The organism is Facklamia sp. P12932 (assembly GCF_050409545.1).
In the GTDB taxonomy this organism is placed as follows: domain Bacteria; phylum Bacillota; class Bacilli; order Lactobacillales; family Aerococcaceae; genus Facklamia.
Map to the genome: position 1 here is coordinate 70,830 of NZ_JBNUPG010000005.1, position 20,446 is coordinate 91,275.

Below are 20,446 nucleotides of genomic sequence, written 5' to 3' on the forward strand. Positions count from 1 at the left end.
AATGATATTAACACATTAAACATCAAAAAAGGGCGTTTTCGTTGAATCGTATAAGACTTGTAACCTTATTGAAACATTTGAACAGATAAAAACATCCTTAGAAATTTTCTAAGGATGTTTTGAACCAACCGCTATTTTAAAGTGACCAGTGTATAGTGTTTTTTCCCGCGTCTGACAATAATATAAAGGTCTCCAATGGCATCTTTTTGACTGATTTCATAATCCAAATCAGTTACTTTTGTGCCATTAATTAATATAGCACCGTTGCTAACAAATTCTCTGGCTTGTCTTCTGGACTGAACGATCCCTGTCTCCACTAGCCAGATTACAATATTCATTGCTTCTTTATTCGCTAGTGCATGCGGCATATTTTTAAATCCTGCTTCAATTTGTTGAGTAGTTAGATTACCCACATTACCGGTAAACAGAGCGTGAGTAATTTTTTCGGCTTCTTCTAATGCTTCTTGACCATGCACAAACCGTGTGATTTCCTCAGCTAAACGACGTTGTCCCTTTCTTAAATGCGGTTGTTCAGCCACTTCTTTTTCTAAAGCTTCAATTTCTGATTGCTCGAGGAAAGTGAAATATTTTAAATATTTAACAACATCATCATCTGCTTGATTAAGCCAGAATTGATAAAATTCATAAGGAGTCGTCTTTTCTGGATCTAACCAAACAGTTTCTCCTCCTGCTGATTTGCCAAATTTAGTACCGTCTGACTTAAGCATTAAAGGAATAGTTAAACCATAGGCCTCTGCTTCTGTTCCTTCCATACGACGGATAAAATCTAAACCTGCTGTAATATTTCCCCACTGGTCACCACCACCGACTTGTAATTGAACATTTTGTGTTTGGAAGAGGTAATGAAAATCAACGGATTGAAGAATTTGGTAGGAAAATTCAGTAAATGAAATTCCATTCTCAAGTCGACTGGCTACAACATCCTTAGCCAACATCGTATTAACATTAAAGTGTTTACCATAATCTCTCAGAAATTCTAATAAAGAGAGTTTACTTAACCAATCATAATTATTCATTATTTTGAAAGTATTATCAGCCGAATCCCCTTTTAAGAACAGTTTTTCCATTTGTTGTGTCAGCTTCTGAGCATTTTTTTGGACTACTTCCATTGTTTGTAAGCTTCTTTCACTGGTTCGACCTGAAGGATCGCCAATCGATCCTGTTGCCCCTCCAATCAAGACAATCGGTTGGTGACCGGCTAATTGAAACCGCTTTAAAACCATAAAAGGAATTAAATGCCCAATATGCATAGAATCCCCCGTTGGATCTACTCCGCAGTATAAGGCAATCGTTTTTTTAGATAATAGCTTCTCTAAACCCTCTGCATCTGTTTGTTGATTGATAGCGCCTCGCCACTTTAAATCTTCAATTATTGACATCACATTCACTCCCACTCGTTCTTTCGTTTTAGTATAAAGTCTATTCTACTATCTTGCAAGCCTATCTAAGACCAAGCTTTGGGACTCCATGCATTAGCATCTAATTGGTCTCTATTTTGTTCAATTCTCTTCTCTTGCTCTTTCAAAACAGCTAAAGCTACCTTTAAAACAGCACGACTTGGATAATCTTTGCAACTTTCTACCCATTTTTCAATAGGAACTTGGAACATCTTTGCTTTTTGCATATTATCTTTACTACTCCTCATCAAAAAGTTCTAATTCTTTTAGCTCGTCTGCTTGGTCAATTAATTTCTGAATAAATTGGTCATATATATGCTGATCAAGCGGGTCTAAATTTAATTTTAGTCGATCAAGTTCTTCTAACAAAACATTCACCTTATCTTCTAGTAAATAAAGTCGACCTGTTTTTAAATAAGTCACGTAATCAATCATTAAATGATATTTTTCTTCTTCTGTTAAATAATGAAATTGTGAAATAATAAAAGGTGGACGATACTTCATAGCAAAATCGTTTGCCCAAGCATAATAAGGTGACATTAAGTCCGCTAAACTAACTCCCGTTCGTTCACCTGGTTGAAAACTTTCGAGTCTAGAACCTACCGTTAATACAATTCCAAATTCTTTATCTTGTAAAATTTTCATTGTCTGTTTAAAGTTTAATTGATCATTAAACACTTGGTCCATCCAAACCTTTAAGATAGCCGGTGCTTGATACCAATACAGAGGAAATTGAAATAAAATACGCTCATAATCAGCCATTCTTAAAAGCTCTTGTTTGGAATCAAAAAAACCTTTGTCTTGCCACTCAGCCGTTAAATCAACGTAGTCTGTTTGGGTGAGCGCTTGGCCACTAGCTAATAAAAATTGCTGGCTAGAAGAATTTGCTAGCTGATCATGGGCGATAAAGCATAAAACATCCATATCTTTCCTCCTTATTTCTTATATCCAATTATTTTAACAAAAGCACTCCAACTTCCAATAAATAACCTTTTAATAAAAGGCATGAATTGAAGGTGAAGTGCTTTTCTTAATTAAAAATCAAAGGCATATTAGTAATAATTATCGTCATTAACTTCAGATGTCTCGATTACTTGTGTCGATTCAACTGGTTCAGATGTTCCTGGTCGAACAGTTGTACTTGGAGGTGTTGGCTCTGGATTAGTCCATGAGTTTTCTGGTTCCTCGTAATAATAATCGTTAGAAGTCTCAACAGTTTCAGCTATCTTTTGAGTTGTTTCAACTACTTCAACCGTTGTTTCCTCTGATCCTTCGAAAAGTTCCTTATTATCTTCAAGAGCTTGACTTAAACGCTCAGATGGTTCCAAAGAGCTAACTAAGAGTTGATAGTATTGTGGCACATCTTTAGCTATTTTTGCCACTTCTTTAATCACTTTATGGGTATAAGTATCCGCTTTTTTATTCATTGTTTTATACAGAGAAGGAAGTGAATCTTTGACTTCTAATAATCGCTGATCGAATTTGCGCATAGCTTGTGCTATTTTACCAATATTACCATCAACGATATCAATTTTTTCTACATCTTTGAAAAGTTCTAAAAGTTCATCACCTTCAACAACACTTTCTTCCACTTGATCAATCAGAAGATTAATCGCCTTTTGAAAAGCATCTAATTCTACTTCTTGATTTGAATCCGAAGTCTGCTCATCAATTCCAATTTCTTCATAGTAATATTCTTCTTTTACCTTGAGCACTTTTTCTTTAGTGAGCCCTTCGCGGATCATTAAATCTTCATTCACTTCATTTCCACGGATAGCATCTTTGGTTCCTGCAAAGAAGTCATTGACCTCATTTTGTGCTTGGAAACGTTTTTCAATTTCTTTCAACTGATCAAGATATTGATTCTTAACAGTCGTTGATTCATTCAACTTATTAATATTCTTTTTAATTGGGTCTATCATTTCCACTTGGAATGATTCTTTTAAGAAATCTTGGTTTTCATCATAATATAGCTCATCAATTTGAGATTGAATATCGTCCAAAATGTTGGTGAATTCTTGGTTAGGCTTTTGAACAAGATTAGCTTTTGAATTTGAATTTACGTAAGCGTTCAAAGTAATGACTCCTACTAAACCTAAAATAAGAGCAATAGATATTATGCCTTTTAAAGTTTTCCCCACTCGATAGTCCTCCTTATCATGTCAGTTTTGTTAGTTATCATTAACAAGGGTACATTATAGCTTATTTGTTTTGACGTGGCAACGTTATTATAAAAACTGACCCTTTATTGAGTTCGCTCTCAACTTCTATTTTCCCATTATGAGCTTCAACCAAGGATTTGACAACAGCCAAACCGATGCCAGATTCCCCAAACTTTGTGTTTTTTCTTGAAACATCAACTTTATAAAACCTTTCCCATATGGAACGAATCTGATCGGTGTCAATCCCAATACCATGATCGATCACTTTTATTTGAGAACCTGCGTCTACCATTTTAGCTTCTAAAACAATCTCACTATCTTGCGAAAATTGAATGGCATTGGTTACTAAATTAATCAAAACTTGAGTAATACGATCATAGTCTGCCCATAAAGTGAAATCTGGTGCAATTTGACTAACTAATTGATCATTCTTTTCTTTAGCTTTTACTTGTAATTGGGTTTTTATATTTTCAAATAAAACTTCGGTATTGATAGAAACTTTATTTAGGCTGATTTGTTTGTTACGTATTCGTTCATAATCTAAATTTTCATTAACTAAACGTGTCAAGCGCTGCGTTTCAGAGTGGATGAGTTCCAAACTGCGATCCACTTGATTTTCAGGAATCATATCGTAACGTAAACCTTCTAATAATCCACTCATGGTTGTTAGAGGGGTTCGCATTTCGTGAGCTACATCCATCATGAATTGTTTCCTTAATGTCTCTTGTCTTTCAACTTCCGACTCATATTGAACAAGAGAATCTGCCATCTTTTGAAAATCTTTAGATAAATCAGCAAATTCATCCTGACCTTTGGTATTCACCTTAATTTCATAATTTCCAGAGGCAATTTCTTGACTGGCTTTTCGCAGCTGTTTTAACTTATTAGTCTGATAGATTGAAAAGAGAACACTCATCCCTAAGCCTGCAATACCTGCTAATAAATAAGCAAATAATACTTTTTCTTGCATGGCCGTCACTTTTTCTTCTAAATCTTCTAGTGGTGCCCCTAAACTAATAAAACCCGGAGGAAAACCTGCTACTTGATTTTCTTTCAAAGGAATGTAGACCGTTGCCATTTGTAACTGCGTGTCTGGGTCTACGTATCTTTGTGAGTAGCGTAAACCAACATTTCCACCCTTAGCAATCTGTTCCAGATCTTCTTTACTCAACTTCGAACCAAAGCGCTGATCATAAGTAGGATAAATTATTCGTCCATCGGACAAATTCACTTGGATAATTATTTTTTCACTTGACAGTAACTGGGATGCACGAACCAAATCTTCTCTCGAAAAATAATTATCAACTATATTTTCACCATAACGCAAGAGCTGCAATTCACGATCCTCATAGATCTTCTTTTCCATATAATCGGAAATACGGTATGCAGAAACCGTTAGGGCAGTCAATAATACTATTAAGAAAACAATTATTTGCTGCCATAAGAACTTCATAATTAATCACCTAGTTCTTCAAATTTATAACCAACTCCCCAAACTGTTTGAATCAACTGGGAACCATAACGCTCTATTTTTTGTCTTAATTTTTTTATGTGTGCATCTACTGTTCTTTCATCACCAAAAAAGGGATCTTCCCAAATACTCTTGAGTAATTGCTCTCTGGTAAACACTCGCTTAGGATGCTGAGCAAACATTACAAATAAATCAAATTCCTTAGGTGTTAAACTCTCTATTTTTTTATCGTGATAGTAAGCTTCACGTGTAGAAGTATTGATTTTGACAGTTTTTGTTTCAATATCAAACTCATTTTCTTCTTTAACAGCTGCATCAGCTGAAACTACTTGAGCTCTTCGATGCAGAGCTTTCATCCTCGCTAATAACGTCAAGGGACTGAAGGGTTTGGTTACATAATCATCCGCGCCCATTTCTAAACCAATCACTTGGTCGCTTTCAGAATCTTGAGCAGTTAGCATAATAATAGGCGTCTCTTTAGAAATCTGTCTAATTTTGCGACAAATGGTCATTCCATCCATAGAAGGTAGATTTAAATCCAGAATAACAATGTCCCAAATGTTAGGTTGCGTCCGATAGGCTTCAAATCCTTCTTTTCCATCACCATGAAAGCTTGCTTCAAAATTTTCTTTTTCAAAGAACATCCCCATCATTTCACAAACGGATTCATTATCCTCAATCATTAATATTTTCATTTGGCTTCCCCCTTTTTAAGAACCTACTGTTTTTTCTATTATACACAAATCTTATTATAAGAGACACTAGGTCTTCTCCACTCAGTCCAAGGTAGTATATAACAATTATAGTTTTTGGGCTTATTATTTTATAAAAACAAAAAACCGAGCAAGTATTTGCTCGGCAACTTTTTTTAAAACAGCTAATCAATTTGAAATATCATTTAACACTTGCTGAATCGTTTCTTGGGACACCTGCATATCTTTCGCCTTCATCTCCATCTCTTGATTAGAAACCGCCTTAGATTTCGGCTTGTCCAAGAGAGTAATTTCGCTGGCATTACATTCAATAACATAAATTTCTTCTTTTTCAGCGTTGAGATAACTGCGACTTTGCATCATTCCTGATAAAGCAATGCGTTGCCCCTTGCATGCATACTTGTGAATCAATTTTGCCAAACCGTTCCAAGCGACGAAAGGAATAAAGTCAGTCACTGATTCACCATTACGATCGCGAAAAGGACGTTTGATTGCAATGACATTATTAGTAACAGCCGCTGAATCGCCAACCTCTTTTAACTGTATGTCTCGACATAATCTACCAACAAAAGTTACTTGATTCATATAATTCCTCCTTAATGGTGTTAATATTAAATACCAAAAAAGAAGTTTAAAAGTGCTAAGCAAATATATTATTTAGATTTTTTCGGCCAATTCAACAATTTTTCTCAACCGATGATTAACTCCCGATTTCGAAATAGGTCCGTTAGGAATTTGCTCTCCCAACTCTCTTAAGCTCATATCTGGATTTTCAATACGAAAACGTGCCATTTCTTCTAATTTTTCCGGTAAAGAGGACAATCCTTTTTTGGCTTCAATCCGTTTAATAGCTGCAATTTGTTTTTGCGAAGCATCAATTACTTTATTAAGATTAGCGTTTTCACAATTAACTAAGCGATTAACTGAATTCCTCATATCCCTAACAATCCGCACATCTTCAAATTTTAAGACTGCTCGATTGGCTCCAATAATTACTAAAAAGTCAGCGATTTTCTCTGCCTCTTTTAAGTAGGTGATATATCCGTTTCTACGAGCAATTGTTTTTGCATTTAAATGAAAATCATTCATCATTTTACAAAGATCTTCATTATGATCCTCATAACTCGAGTATATTTCTAAATGATAAGAGTTTGACTCCGGATTATTCACCGAGCCTCCCGCTAAAAAGGCTCCTCGCAAATAAGAGCGCTTCTTTGGGTCGTTTTGCATTATTTCGGGAGCCACTCTTGAGATGAGGCTTAATTGATCAAAAATTTCTAAATCTTCTAAAATTTCTTGTACATGATAACGACAGCGCACAATATAGACATTGTTCTTTTTTAATTTCATTTTGCGCCGAACAATCAGTTCGCTTTCAGCATCAAAGTAGTCCTTGAGTAAGGTATATAACCTTCTTGCGATTGCAGCATTTTCACTTTGTACATTTAAAATTAGCTTTTGTTGATAAATAGAAACCGCACCATTCATGCGGATCAATGCCGCTAATTCTGCTTTGGCATGCTCTTTGTGAACTTCTAATAATGTACATTCTTTTTTTACTTCTGCTGCAAATGTCATCCTACTCTCTCCTTAACCAACATTTAGTCCATTTATAAAACTGAGTGCTTATTTGAATCAGAACTATTTTTATCAAGCAAACGCACACTATTCAATAAGTGCCCTAATTCTTCAACAACCTTATCCGTATCATGATAAGCGCCGCCTTCTTTCATACTTAAAAACTCACTAGATATAACCCGACATCCTAAACGACGCAAACCATTGAAATCGTGTTTTACTTGAAGCAGATACTCTTTGTTTGGTTGATTGATAATATATTCTTTGGGAACTTCTGTAGTATTAACCAAAACGGTATCGACAAATCGAACTCCCAAATGATTATGTAATACTTCAATATGATCTGCATCCGTAAAGTTTTCTGTTTCTCCTAATTGAGTCATAATATTACAAATATAAACTACCTGAGCATTGGTTTTTGATATCGCTTGTCCAATCTCATCAATCATTAAATTGGGCAAAATAGAAGTATACAAACTGCCTGGACCTAATACAATTAAGTCTGCTTCCATGATTGCTTCCACAACCCTTGAAGAAGCCTTAACGGCAGGTTTTCCTTCAATAGTCATTACATTAACTTCTTGAATGCGTTTACGATGGTGGGCTATTTTCGACTCGCCAACAGCAATCGTTCCGTCTTCAAATAAAGCTTGCAAAATTAATGGTTCAGGAGCTGCTGGTAGGATTTGACCATTAATATTCATAAATTGCGATAAGATATCAATGGCTTCCGACAGTGAGCCTTTCATTTCCTTTAAAGCGGCAATCAAAAGATTTCCAATGGCATGGCCTGCTAAAAAATCATCATCCGTGTTAAAGCGATATTGAAAGAGTTCAAGTAAGACTGGGTCTGCTTCGGAAAGAGCTGACATACAGTTACGGATATCTCCCGGTGGAACAACGTTAATATAATCACGAATAACGCCAGATGACCCTCCGTCGTCGGCAACAGTAACGATTGCTGTAATGTTGGCATCTAATTTCTTTAGTCCTCTTAAAATTACAGGCAAGCCGGTTCCCCCACCGATTACCGCAACTTTATAACGAGCTTGACGCATCTGATTCATTTCTAGCAACCTTCTTTAATACTTGGTTTTGGTTTTTTGCCATATCACGGTGATTAACATTTGTACAATAATTCATGCGAGTAAAATGTTCGCCAATTCTTTCAGCTAGGGCCACTGAACGGTGTTGCCCCCCTGTACAACCAATCGCTATCACAGCCCTACTTTTGCCTTCGCGTTTATAGCCAGGAACACAATAATTTAATAAGTCGATTAGCTTATTATAAAAAATTTGACTTTCCGGTTGACTCATAACATAATCATAAACCGCATTATCCACTCCAGTTAATCCTCTTAAATCTTGAATGTAATAAGGGTTAGGTAAAAAACGCACATCCATGACAACATCTGCATCTATTGGAAGACCATACTTAAAACCAAAAGAGACTACATCTATTCTAAAGGTAACTTGCTCCTTTTCAGCAAAATGTTCCATAATATAAGCTCTTAGTTGTCTGGGTTTCATTTCAGAAGTGTCTACAATCATTTGAGCACGCGTTCTTAAATCGCGTAATAACTCTTTTTCTTTAGCAATCGCACTCAATGTTGAGACTTCATTTGCTTGTGATAATGGATGATGTCTACGTGACTCCTTATAACGAGAAACCAATTCTTGGTCATTGGCTTCTAAAAAGAGAATTCTTGAAGTAACATCTTGATTATTATCCATCGTACCGATTATATCCGATAACTCATCAAAAAACTCCCGTGTTCTTAAATCAATTACCATAGCGATTTTAGTGATTTTACCTGATTCTCGCATCAATTGCCAAAAGGTTGGCAAAAGACTTGGCGGCATATTATCGATGCAGTAATATCCAAGGTCTTCAAAACTTTGAACAGCAACGGTTTTGCCTGCACCACTCATCCCAGTGATAATGACTAATTCCAAATTTGACATGGTCTCCCTCTTTTCTTGGTGAATATTTATTACTCTCTATTATATCACAAATTAATTTCTACTCTATCTATGAATCTTTTAGCTAAAAAAGCTGCTGAAATCCACTTTCTTAAAAAGAAAAAGATTTCAGCAGAGATTTAACTTACTTAATCAATTGATTCAAAAAGGCCTCTAAACTCACTATTTTGTCATTTGCAGCCTGTTCACTTTTAGCTTTAGCGCCCATATATAATTTTATTTTTGGCTCTGTGCCACTTGGTCTTAAGGCAATCCATGATCCGTCTTTCAATTTATATTTTAAAACATTGGATTTAGGATATGAAAGACTGGATTGTTTACCATCTGCATAAATCAAATTACTATTTAAATAATCGTAGGCTTCGGCAACAGGAATACCAGCTACCTCCGTCAAGCGATTAGCCCGCGTTTCATTCATTAACGCTTCCATTTCTTGCTTTCCATCAAGTGATGTAAAAGAGATGGATAAAGTTTTTTCTTTATAATAACCATATTCTTCATAAATTGACATTAGCGCTTGTGCGAGGGTTTTGTTTTGTTTTTTATAAAAGGCTGTAATTTCAGCCAACATTACTAAGGCTTGAATAGCATCTTTATCACGTGTAAAGCTCTTCAATAAATAGCCAAAACTTTCCTCAAAGCCCATAATGAAGGTGTGCGCTTTTGATTCTTCGTACTGTTTAATTTTTTCTGCAATAAATTTAAAACCTGTTAAAACATCTACCGTCTCAACCTTATAGGCTTTAGCAATTTCTTCTGCTAGATCTGTTGAAACAATCGATTTTATGATTACACCATTTTCAGGTAATTGATCTTTGGCTTGGTATGCTTTTAACATATAGTTCAACATTAAGCAGGCGATTTGGTTTCCTGATAGCAATTGATAATTTCCTTCTTGAGTACGAATCATCGCACCTAAACGATCAGCATCCGGATCTGTTGCTAAAAGAATATCAGCTTCAATATTTCGCCCAATTTGTTCAGCCAAGTCAAATGATTCAGGCGATTCAGGATTAGGGGATTTAAGAGTTGGAAAACCTCCATCTGGTTCTGCTTGCTCTTCAACAACATGGATGTTAGAAAACCCTGCTTGTTCTAAAGCCTGCATCCCTAGATACATTCCCGTACCGTGTAGTGGAGTAAAAACAATTTTTACTTCTTCTGCCATCTCAGCAATTAGATTAGAATCAATCGTTACTTTAGCAATCTCAGCTAGATAAGCTTGATCCACACGATCACCAATAATTTCAACTTTACCTGACCCTAACAATTCCGTCTTATTTCCTACTTCAATGACTAGTGGATCTTCAATGGACCGTACAAACCGAGTTAACTTATCCGCATCTTCTGGTGGCATTTGACCGCCATCTTCACCATAGACCTTATAACCATTATATTCTGCCGGATTGTGACTAGCCGTTACCATGATACCCGCATAAGCATGTAAATAACGCACAGCGAAGGACAAGGTAGGTGTTGGACGTAGGCTTTCATATAAATAAACCTTAATTCCGTGCTTACCTAAGACTAAAGCGGCTTCCATTGAAAACTCGGGGGAATAGTGTCTCGAATCATAGGCAATAACAACACCACGCTCTTTTGCTTCTTGACCTGCTTCATTGATTAACATGGCTAAACCTTCTGTTGCTTGTCTAACTGTATAAATATTCATTCGGTTCGGGCCCGCTCCTATAATACCGCGCATCCCTGCCGTACCAAAGCTTAAAACATTATTAAAAGCATCTTTTGTTTCATCGCCAGCTTGTTCTTCTAGAGATTTCTTGACCGCTTGGTCAAGATTTTCTTTGTTTTTCCATTTTTTATATAATTCACGCCAAGGCATATTCTCGCCACCTTTCTCATTGTTATTTATTATATCATGATTGGGATAAAATAGTAGAAATTTGACTAATCTCCCACGTTTTTAGTTATTTCTTAAAAAGACTTACCTTTAAAAATAGCTAAGTCTGATTAATTATAAAAATTAGTCTGCTAAGGTTTGAATATATTGGTAAGCCATATGGCCTGCATGACTCCCGTCGCCAACAGACGTGGCAATTTGACGTAAATGTGTTTGGCGAACATCTCCTACAGCAAAAATGCCCGGAATCCGCGTTTCCATTTTTTCGTTGGTGATAATCCATCCTTCTTCATCCGTAATATCTAGATGGCTAACCAACGAAGAGTTCGGCACTAAGCCAATGTAGATAAAGACTCCCTCACAAGGATATGTGTAGCGTTCGCCGGTTTTTCTATTTCGTAAGAACACGCCTTCTACGGATTGATCACCTATAACTTCTTCAACAGTCGTATCCCAAATGAAGTCAATTTTATCATTTTTGAAAGCACGCTCTTGTAATATCTGTTGAGCTCTAAGACTGTCTCGACGGTGAACAATGGTTACTTTATCAGCAAACTGAGTGAGGTAAATTCCTTCTTCGACAGCCGAATCTCCCCCTCCTACAACCACTAAGTGGCGGTTACGGAAAAAGAAGCCATCACAAACAGCACAATAAGAAACTCCTTTACCACTTAAAAGATTTTCCCCTGGAATATCTAACTTTCTATGCTGAGATCCAGTAGCAATAATGACAACAGGTGCTACATAGATGTTCTTGCTGGTAATGACATGTTTTACTTGGTCATGTAACTCAATTCCAACCACCGTTTCCATTGAATGCTGCGCGCCAAACTCCATAGCAGATTCAAAAAATTTATGAGCTAATTCTGGACCGGCTATTTTAGAAAAACCTGGATAGTTCTCTACATCAGCCGTATTATTAACTTCTCCTCCTGGTAGACCCTTCTCAAGAATAATTGTTTTTAAATTGGCACGTGAAGCGTATAGGGCTGCCGTCATTCCTCCAGGGCCAGCGCCTACTATCACAACATCGACATTAATCATTGTCTTTTCAATCGTATCTTCCATCTTATCTTCCTTTCTCTGAGGTGATCACTTCATTGTGTTGGGCTAAAGAGGCTTCTTGTTTGCCAGAGCGATTCATTAATTGACTAACCACTTCTTTAACATCCGCTCCTTGATAAAGAACTTGATAGAGGCCATTAGTAATTGGCATATCGACTTGATATTCTTGTGCCAACTCATAAGCTGCCAGGCAAGTAAAAATACCCTCAACCACCATCTGGACTTCTTCTGTCACTTCTTCAACGGTTAAGCCTTTAGCCAACAAATTACCAGCTTGCCAATTACGTGAATGAATGCTGGTACAAGTTACAATGAGGTCTCCAACTCCACTTAAACCAAGAAAAGTTAGCGGGTCTGCCCCTAAGCGTATACCCAAACGCGATATTTCAGCCAAGCCCCGTGTAATTAAACCGGCCTTAGCATTGTCCCCGTAGTTTAAACCATTAAGAATTCCTGCGCCTAAAGCAATAATGTTTTTCAAGGCAGCGCCTAATTCAACCCCTATCACATCCGTGTTAGTGTATACACGGAAATAATTATTCATAAAGAGCTCTTGAACAGTTTCAGCAGCTTCTAGCGATTCACTGGCCGCGGTAACGGATGTAAGATCTTCGCGTGCGACCTCTTCCGCATGGCTAGGACCGGATAAGACGACTAAAGCTCTGTAAAGATCTGTGGTCAGCTCTTCTTGAAGCACTTGAGAAATACGCAAGTGACTTTTTTGTTCAAGTCCTTTAGACACATGAATAATTAAAGGAGGTCGCTCCATTTTGACTAAAAGTTTATTTACTTCTTTAGAAACCTTACGAATTGCTTGGGTGGGTACTGCAAAAAGCAAGACTTCTGCTTTCTTTAAGGCTTGTGCTAAATCAAGCGTTGCTTTAACAGTCTCATTCAGCTCAAATTCTTTAAGAAAATGCGAGTTGGTATGTTGTTGATTAATCTCATCAACCACCTGAGGATCAATGCTCCAAATAGTAACACTATGTTGATTGTCTGATAAGACTTTTGCTAGAGCAGACCCCCACGAACCTGATCCTAGAATTGTAATGTTCATTTTTTTCTCCTTATCTTGCAATATCTGATTCCTTATAGAAGGGAAGTGTCAAGTGGACTCTTCGATAAATCATAATTGAAATAGCACTTACAACGATAATTAACGAAAAAACTTGTGAGACTCTAAAAGGTCCCCAATAAAGACTATCTGTTCGTAAACCTTCAATCCAAGCTCTACCTATACCGTACCAAACTGCATAAAAGCTTGCGACTTCTCCTTCTTTTAAGAAACGCTTCCTTCTTATCGTCATAATTAAAACAAGACCGATAAAGTTCCATAAAGACTCAAATAAGAAGGTGGGTTGACGATATTGCCCTTGGACTTCCATTTGATCAATGATAAAAGTAGGTAATCTTAAATTTTCTAAATAGGAGCGACTCACAATCCCTCCGTAAGCCTCCTGGTTAATAAAATTACCCCACCGCCCAACAATTTGTGCCAACATCAAGGCAGGTGCTGCCATGTCCATTTCTAATGCTGCATTTAAATTATCTTTACGAATAAAATATATTAAGGTTAGAAAGCCCGCAATAATTCCGCCATAGATTGCAATACCACCGTTCCAAATAGCAAAAACACTCAACAAATTATCTTGATAGGACTGCCAAGAAAAGGCTACATAATAAATTCTAGCCCCTATAAAACCGATGATAATTGCCCAAAAAAGGCGATCAAAGGCCTTATCTGGATCGGCCCCTTTACGTTTAACTTCCCTTATATATAAGAAATAGGCCAATAACATTCCGAAACCAATGATTAGCCCATACCAATAGACAGGCCAACTTCCAATATGAAAGGCGATGCGATCTATCTTCATAAAAATTGAGCCGAAAGAATTAATCATTAGTCACCTCACGATTAGACATGATCAAAGCATCTAATTTAGCATTAAAGGCATCTGTAGCATCAAAGCCCATACTGTTGGCTCTGAAATTCATAGCGGCTGCTTCAATAATAGCTGCTAAGTTCCGTCCTGTTTTTACCGGTATTCTCGTTCTTGGGATTTGAACATCAAAAATCCGGTCGTATTGTTGACCAGACCCTAAACGATCATATTCAATTTGTCCATCATCTAATACCATCTCGATAATTAATTCTAACTTTTTAGAACGTACAATGGCCGAGACTCCATAAAGACTCATTACATCAACAATTCCCAAGCCACGAATTTCTAATAAGTTTTGTAGAATTTCCGGCGCTTCACCAATTAGGGTTAGCTCATCCACCATAAAAAATTCTACTCGGTCATCGGCTACTAGACGGTGACCCCTTTGAATCAACTCTAAAGCGGTTTCTGATTTGCCGACTCCAGAGGTGCCTGTTAACAAGACTCCCATCCCAAATACTTCAAGAAAGACTCCATGCTTTGAAAAACGCTCTGCTAATTGTCCTTCTAAATAATTGGTTAGATTTGCCAAGACCCGGCTAGTACGAGAACGAGCTGAAAGTAGTGGCACCTGACGTTCTTTAGCTATTAAAATAAGTTCTGAAGGTATAGATATTTTTCGAGCGACTACAATAGCAGGCGTATCTTCACGACAGATAGAGCGGAATTTCTCAATACGTTCTTGGCTAGTCAAGGTATCTAAATAAGCTGTTTCTGTTCGACCGATTAATTGAATCCGATCACTCGGATAGAATTCTTTGAAGTCTGCCAGAATAAGTCCTGGTCTTGAAACTTCACTGGAAACAATTTTCTTATCGACATGTTCATGACCATAGACAATCTCCACATCTAAAGTTTCAGTTAATTTTTGGACTGTCACATATTTTCCCACGGTCCGATCCTCCATTCATTTTTCTCTAAAATGGTATCATAGAAAGAGCCTTCTGACTAGCAAATGGCGCTATCATTAAAAATGAGCCCTCACCTAATAAGATGAGGGCTCGTTTTATTTTTCTAAAAGTCACTCCAGTTATCGTCATCTTGAGGAGTAATATCTTTAATCACCTGATGAGAATTAGTTTCTGAATATTTCTTTCCTTTACGACGTAAAGAGGGTTTGCCAACTTGATAATCATAGGGTATAATAACCGCCATTAAAATGTATGGGAAAAAACCCACTCCTGCTGAAAACATAGCAATCAGAAAAATTAAACGGACTAAAGTCGAATCAATATTAAAGTATTCTGCTATACCACCACAAACACCAAAAATGCGGCGATCGGATGATGAGCGTGTTAATCGTTGCATTATTTACCTTCCTTTCCTGTCTCAGAATCTCCATCTTTTAGGTACAAATCTCCAAAGGTAATACTTGCATCAATCTGAACTTCTTTCTGATCCAGATGACCGGGACGATTGTATATAAATGATTTACCACCATCAAAAATTTCTTGTCGGTCTAAGCCAGACATTCGATGCTTAATTTGTCCTTCAGAGAGATTACCTCTTGCGGTGAAAGCCTGTTCTTTTAGTAAGCTGACTTTAAGGTCGCCATGAACAGCTGAAAGTGAGATGTTAGCTGGTTCGATATCTTTTTTAGTAATGTAACAATCTCCATTAACTGTACTGGCCTTAATATTACCAACTGGTCCAACAATTCGGAAGTCTCCATTAATATTTTTAAGACTAGTTGTTTGGATGGTTGAGTTTTTAATTTTTACATCACCATTGACTAGATTCAAACCTAATATATCAGTTGAGATGTTTTTAAGTTTAACATCTCCTAATTTTGTGTCAATATTCACTTCATCTGCCTTGGTATCAGCAAGACGGATGTCTCCTCGCTTACTAGAAATGATTAGATTGTTTACTTCCATTTGTTTGACTCTTATATCTCCATTAAGGGTATTTAAAACAACTGAATGATATAGCTTATGAGGCAAGCTGATCTTGGCATCCATAGCTAAATTCATAGCATCCACATGAAAAACCAATTTATTTTCAATGGTGGTTATAGTTACTTTTTCTTTGAACAAGTCAACCGTTAGCTTATCTTGTCCACCCATCAGCTTAATAGCAGCCTCTACTAAAATGTCGTCGCCTTCATGGAATTCTACTTGTAAATCACCATTTAATACATTAAAATCCATCGCTGTTAAAGTTGCTCCATCAAAGGAAAAAGTATGGTCTAATACTTGACTCTTAATCCAAGGCACATTGAAAGATACATTAACATCCTTAGTGGTGAAATTATTGAGTGAGGATTTTATCAGATCCTTCACTTGCTTGCCAAGGCGTTTACCTTCTCTGCTTGCTTCTTCTTTAAATTGGTGCGCTTGCTCAGTAAGAACTTGGGTGGAATTAGAAATAAACCGTTTAAATTCAGGGTCAGCTTGTTGATTTTCTTTACATTCTTCATATAGATCCTCTTGCTGATCATAAAGTCCTTCGACTTGCTGTTCTAAATGTTTAATTTCACTGTCAATCGCTCTTTCTTGTAAGGTAAAATCTTTGACCTGATCTTTCATCTCAGTGGTCAGTTCTTCAATTTCAGCCAGAATTTCTAGTTCTCTTAACCGCTGTTGGATAATAATCTTTTCTTCATTAAATTGATGAAGTCGCTCATTAACCTCTTCAATTTCTTGCTGAATGGCCTGCCCTTTTGTTTCAAAAGCTTCAGCCTTTGCTTGATAAGAAGCATGTTCTTCTTGATCACTGGTCTGTTCTTTAAAAGAAGGTCTGTCTTTTGTTTCTTTACGGTTTTCCAGTGAATCATTGACCTCTTTAACGACTTGATTGCTTGCTTGAGCTACTTCTTTCACTACACTTGTCCCTGCATTCACTGCTTGATCTACCATTGAACGAACCAGGCGGTTGAGGTCATCTTTTACCAATGTCTTGCTCTCAATTTTAGTGTCTTTTGTCTTAGCGCTATCCTCAGTAGGTTCTGATGAATCGTTTGCCATACCACCTGCTTCAAGTAATCTTAAGGCTTCATCCATAGATATAATTTTTTGTCTAACTAATTCGATAATTCTTTCTTTCTCGTTCATAATAATCCTCCTAATTTATACTGACCCTCTTCATCTTCTATTATGCTAGTTAATTACTCTTTAATCATAGGTCCCTAGGCTGATATTTGTTTTTAAAGAAATCGTTATCTGATTCCTGTTATTAGGATAGCGGTTATTATTAAAAAAGCATAGGCCGGACGTCTTAGTTTCCCAGCCTATGCTCTCTATTATCGAAAACCCTTATCTTTATCGCGCTTCAAAATATCTTTTAAAAATTTGCCAGTATGACTCTTTCGTTTTCTAGCGATTTCTTCCGGAGTACCAACAGCCACTACTTGACCTCCGTGACTACCACCTTCGGGCCCCATATCAATAATATAGTCTGCCGTTTTAATTACATCAAGATTGTGTTCAATAATAACTACCGTGTTGCCAGCCTCTACTAATCGATTAATAACATTCATTAATTTAACAATATCATGAACATGTAATCCAGTAGTCGGTTCATCCAAAATATAAAGCGTTTTGCCATTGGAAACACGATGAAGTTCAGCGGCTAATTTCATTCGCTGTGCTTCTCCACCCGATAAAGTGGTTGCCGATTGTCCTAACTGGATATAGCCTAAACCTACGTCTTGCAGCGTTTTCATTTTGCGCGCTATCTTTGGATGCGCATCAAAAAATTCCACTGCTTCATCGACTGTCATATTTAAGACATCGCTTATCGATTGTCCTTTGAATTTAATTTCGAGTGTCTCTGAATTGTAACGGGCGCCATGACAGACATCGCACGGAACATAAACATCTGGGAGAAAATGCATTTCAATTTTCTTAATACCTGCTCCACCACAAGATTCACAACGTCCTCCCTTGACATTAAATGAAAATCTTCCTTTATTGTAACCGCGAATTTTAGCATCATTAGTATTCGCAAATAATGCACGAATGTCATCAAAAACAGAAGTATAGGTTGCCGGGTTAGACCTTGGAGTTCGACCAATTGGACTTTGATCAATTTCAATCACTTTTTCTAGCTCTTCAAATCCACTGATATCTTTGAATTTACCCGGTCTTTCCTGAGTAGAGGTTAACCGCTTAGCTAAGGCAACTTTTAAGATGCGATTCACTAAGGACGATTTGCCAGAACCGGAAACGCCAGTCACACAAGTTAAGCGACCAATTGGAAAAGAAACATCGATATTTTTTAAATTGTTTTCACGAGCACCCTTGACCTCAATCCAACCTAAGTCTTCCTGTCTACGTTTTTTAGGCACAACAATCCCTTTTTCGCCCCTTAGGTATTTACCAGTAAGAGAGTCAGGGTTCCCCATTACCTCTTGAGGGGTTCCAGCAGCTACAATTTTTCCTCCTTGATCGCCCGCACCAGGCCCAATATCGATTAGGTAGTCAGCTGCTAACATGGTCTCTTCATCGTGCTCAACAACAATTAGGGTGTTCCCTAAATCACGCATCTCCATTAATGAATGAATTAAGCGATCATTGTCTCGTTGATGCAAGCCAATTGAAGGTTCATCCAGTATATAAAGCACGCCGCTTAGTCGCGAGCCAATTTGGGTAGCTAAACGAATCCTTTGAGCTTCTCCTCCTGACAACGAGCCTGCAATTCGATCGAGTGTCAAATACTCCAATCCCACATTATCTAGAAAAGTCAAACGATCATTGATTTCTTTCATAATCGGTTGAGCAATCATCAAGTCATGCTCATCAAATTGTATATTTTCAAAATGTATTTTTGCCATATCAATAGACAATGCTGTCACTTGAGCAATATTTTTATCAGCCACTCTTACACTTAAAGCTTTTTCGTTCAAGCGTTGACCTCTACAAGTTGGACACTCTAACTCTTGCATATAATTACGCAAAACATCTCGCATATAATCTGAACTTGTTTGATTATAGCGTCTTTCAACATTATTAAAGATCCCTTCAAATGTCTGATCAACCGTTCGCTTCTTACCACCGTGCATGGGTTCAAAGGTAAATTTAAAGTGAAAGTTAGGTTGCCCATATTTGAGCGCTTCTTGTTGGTCCTTGGTTAATTCTTCATAAGGAAGGTCCATTGGGATACCGTAAGCTTTAGCAAATTGTTCTAGCATAGAAGCATAGTAGCCCGAACCTTCTTTGCCCCAAGGTAAAAAGGCTCCCTCACGCAAAGTTAAGGTTGGATCAGGAATAATTAAATCTTCATCAGGAGTTAAACGAGCACCCAAACCATCACAAGCCGGACAAGAACCGAAGGGTGCATTAAAAGAAAAAAGTCTTGGTTCTAACTCTTCAATAGAAAAATCACAGTATGGACAAGTATAATGCTCATTAAAATAAAGTTCCTCTCCATCAATTACATCTACAACTAAATAACCTTTAGAAGCATTCACTGCTGTTTCAACGGAGTCATAAAGTCGAGATCGAATCCCTTCTTTAATCACAATTCGATCGACCACAATTTCAATAGTATGACTGACTTTTTTTGAAAGTTCGGGAACTTCGGTTAAATCAAATATTTCTCCATCTACTCTTACACGAACATAACCTTCTTTAGCTACTTGCTCCAACACTCTTTTATGCTGCCCTTTTTGATTCCTTACAAGTGGTGAAAGAATTTGAATTTTACTGCGATCTGGTAATTCCAATAAGCGATCCACCATCTGTTCAACAGATTGTCTAACAATGGGTAAGTTGTGACGAGGACAGTAGGGAGTCCCTACTCTGGCATAAAGCAAACGTAAAAAATCATTAATTTCAGTAGCTGTTCCTACGGTTGAGCGCGGGTTCTTACTGGTTGTCTTTTGATCAATTGAAATGGCGGGACTCAGACCCTCAATCGAATCGACTTCCGGTTTATCCATTTGCCCTAAAAATTGACGTGCATAGGCTGACAAACTTTCTACATACCTTCTTTGGCCTTCTGCATATAGGGTATCAAAGGCAAGTGATGACTTGCCAGACCCCGATAATCCAGTCACTACAACTAATTGATCACGAGGTATTTCTATGTCTATATTTTTTAAATTGTGGGTTCTTGCACCCTTGATGGTAATTTTATCTTTAGTCAAAATAATCCCTCTCTTCTCTGTCCGTAAAAAAACTCTTCACCTCATTATAACACAGGTCACTTTCTAAACCAGAAAATTTGTTCGTATGTTTTCCCGAACGTTTAACTGGAATTTCGTTTATTCATCTAACTTTTTATACTCCTTAAGATAGGGGTGTGCTAAAA

General features: G+C 37.2%; 18 protein-coding genes. All 18 read right to left on the bottom strand.

The features are described 5' to 3' along the window. Positions 1-131: 131 nt before the first annotated feature. The gene (gene tyrS / locus ACQV2P_RS03720; protein ID WP_428873200.1) at positions 132-1,400 is read right to left on the bottom strand and encodes a tyrosine--tRNA ligase; all 1,269 of its coding nucleotides are present in this window, start codon (positions 1,398-1,400) and stop codon (positions 132-134) included. Between the two features lie 65 nt (positions 1,401-1,465). Beyond that, complete coding sequence (locus tag ACQV2P_RS03725; protein ID WP_428875182.1) at positions 1,466-1,645, bottom strand: hypothetical protein; 180 nt, start codon at positions 1,643-1,645, stop codon at positions 1,466-1,468. Positions 1,646-1,655: 10 nt separating this feature from the next. After that, positions 1,656-2,342, bottom strand: a complete 687-nt coding sequence (locus ACQV2P_RS03730; RefSeq protein ID WP_428882181.1) for an NAD(P)H-dependent oxidoreductase — start codon at positions 2,340-2,342, stop codon at positions 1,656-1,658. 128 nt (positions 2,343-2,470) lie between these two features. Then, a complete protein-coding gene (locus ACQV2P_RS03735; protein WP_428875181.1) occupies positions 2,471-3,559 on the bottom strand; it encodes a hypothetical protein in 1,089 nt (362 codons plus the stop codon). Positions 3,560-3,620: 61 nt separating this feature from the next. Further along, positions 3,621-5,033: an ATP-binding protein gene (locus ACQV2P_RS03740; RefSeq protein WP_428873194.1), complete on the bottom strand. Its 1,413-nt coding sequence runs from the start codon at positions 5,031-5,033 to the stop codon at positions 3,621-3,623. A gap of 2 nt (positions 5,034-5,035) precedes the next feature. Next, complete coding sequence (locus ACQV2P_RS03745) at positions 5,036-5,746, bottom strand: response regulator transcription factor (protein WP_428873193.1); 711 nt, start codon at positions 5,744-5,746, stop codon at positions 5,036-5,038. Positions 5,747-5,932: 186 nt separating this feature from the next. After that, positions 5,933-6,349, bottom strand: a complete 417-nt coding sequence (locus ACQV2P_RS03750; protein ID WP_428894640.1) for a single-stranded DNA-binding protein — start codon at positions 6,347-6,349, stop codon at positions 5,933-5,935. Between the two features lie 72 nt (positions 6,350-6,421). After that, complete coding sequence (gene whiA / locus ACQV2P_RS03755; protein ID WP_428873190.1) at positions 6,422-7,342, bottom strand: DNA-binding protein WhiA; 921 nt, start codon at positions 7,340-7,342, stop codon at positions 6,422-6,424. Positions 7,343-7,374: 32 nt separating this feature from the next. Beyond that, positions 7,375-8,409, bottom strand: coding sequence for a gluconeogenesis factor YvcK family protein (locus ACQV2P_RS03760; RefSeq protein ID WP_428873189.1), 1,035 nt, complete (start codon positions 8,407-8,409; stop codon positions 7,375-7,377). Then, positions 8,381-9,307: an RNase adapter RapZ gene (gene rapZ / locus ACQV2P_RS03765; RefSeq protein ID WP_428873188.1), complete on the bottom strand. Its 927-nt coding sequence runs from the start codon at positions 9,305-9,307 to the stop codon at positions 8,381-8,383. Before rapZ ends, ACQV2P_RS03760 begins: the two co-directional genes overlap by 29 nt. A 142-nt stretch (positions 9,308-9,449) precedes the next feature. Continuing rightward, the gene (locus tag ACQV2P_RS03770) at positions 9,450-11,168 is read right to left on the bottom strand and encodes a phospho-sugar mutase (RefSeq protein ID WP_428873187.1); all 1,719 of its coding nucleotides are present in this window, start codon (positions 11,166-11,168) and stop codon (positions 9,450-9,452) included. Between the two features lie 141 nt (positions 11,169-11,309). Then, positions 11,310-12,254 (bottom strand): thioredoxin-disulfide reductase, encoded by a 945-nt coding sequence (gene trxB / locus ACQV2P_RS03775; RefSeq protein WP_428875179.1) that lies wholly within the window; start codon positions 12,252-12,254, stop codon positions 11,310-11,312. A gap of 1 nt (position 12,255) precedes the next feature. Further along, positions 12,256-13,308: an NAD(P)H-dependent glycerol-3-phosphate dehydrogenase gene (locus ACQV2P_RS03780; RefSeq protein ID WP_428875178.1), complete on the bottom strand. Its 1,053-nt coding sequence runs from the start codon at positions 13,306-13,308 to the stop codon at positions 12,256-12,258. Positions 13,309-13,318: 10 nt separating this feature from the next. Next, entirely contained in the window at positions 13,319-14,152 is an 834-nt protein-coding gene (gene lgt, locus ACQV2P_RS03785; protein ID WP_428875177.1) for a prolipoprotein diacylglyceryl transferase, read from the bottom strand. Then, entirely contained in the window at positions 14,145-15,086 is a 942-nt protein-coding gene (gene hprK / locus ACQV2P_RS03790) for an HPr(Ser) kinase/phosphatase (protein WP_428873183.1), read from the bottom strand. Before hprK ends, lgt begins: the two co-directional genes overlap by 8 nt. Positions 15,087-15,208: 122 nt before the next feature. Further along, positions 15,209-15,502, bottom strand: a complete 294-nt coding sequence (locus ACQV2P_RS03795) for a PspC domain-containing protein (protein WP_428873182.1) — start codon at positions 15,500-15,502, stop codon at positions 15,209-15,211. Beyond that, a complete protein-coding gene (locus ACQV2P_RS03800) occupies positions 15,502-17,247 on the bottom strand; it encodes a DUF4097 family beta strand repeat-containing protein (RefSeq protein WP_428873181.1) in 1,746 nt (581 codons plus the stop codon). Before ACQV2P_RS03800 ends, ACQV2P_RS03795 begins: the two co-directional genes overlap by 1 nt. Before the next feature lie 188 nt (positions 17,248-17,435). Beyond that, a complete protein-coding gene (gene uvrA / locus ACQV2P_RS03805; protein ID WP_428875175.1) occupies positions 17,436-20,282 on the bottom strand; it encodes an excinuclease ABC subunit UvrA in 2,847 nt (948 codons plus the stop codon). Between the last annotated feature and the right edge of the window lie 164 nt (positions 20,283-20,446).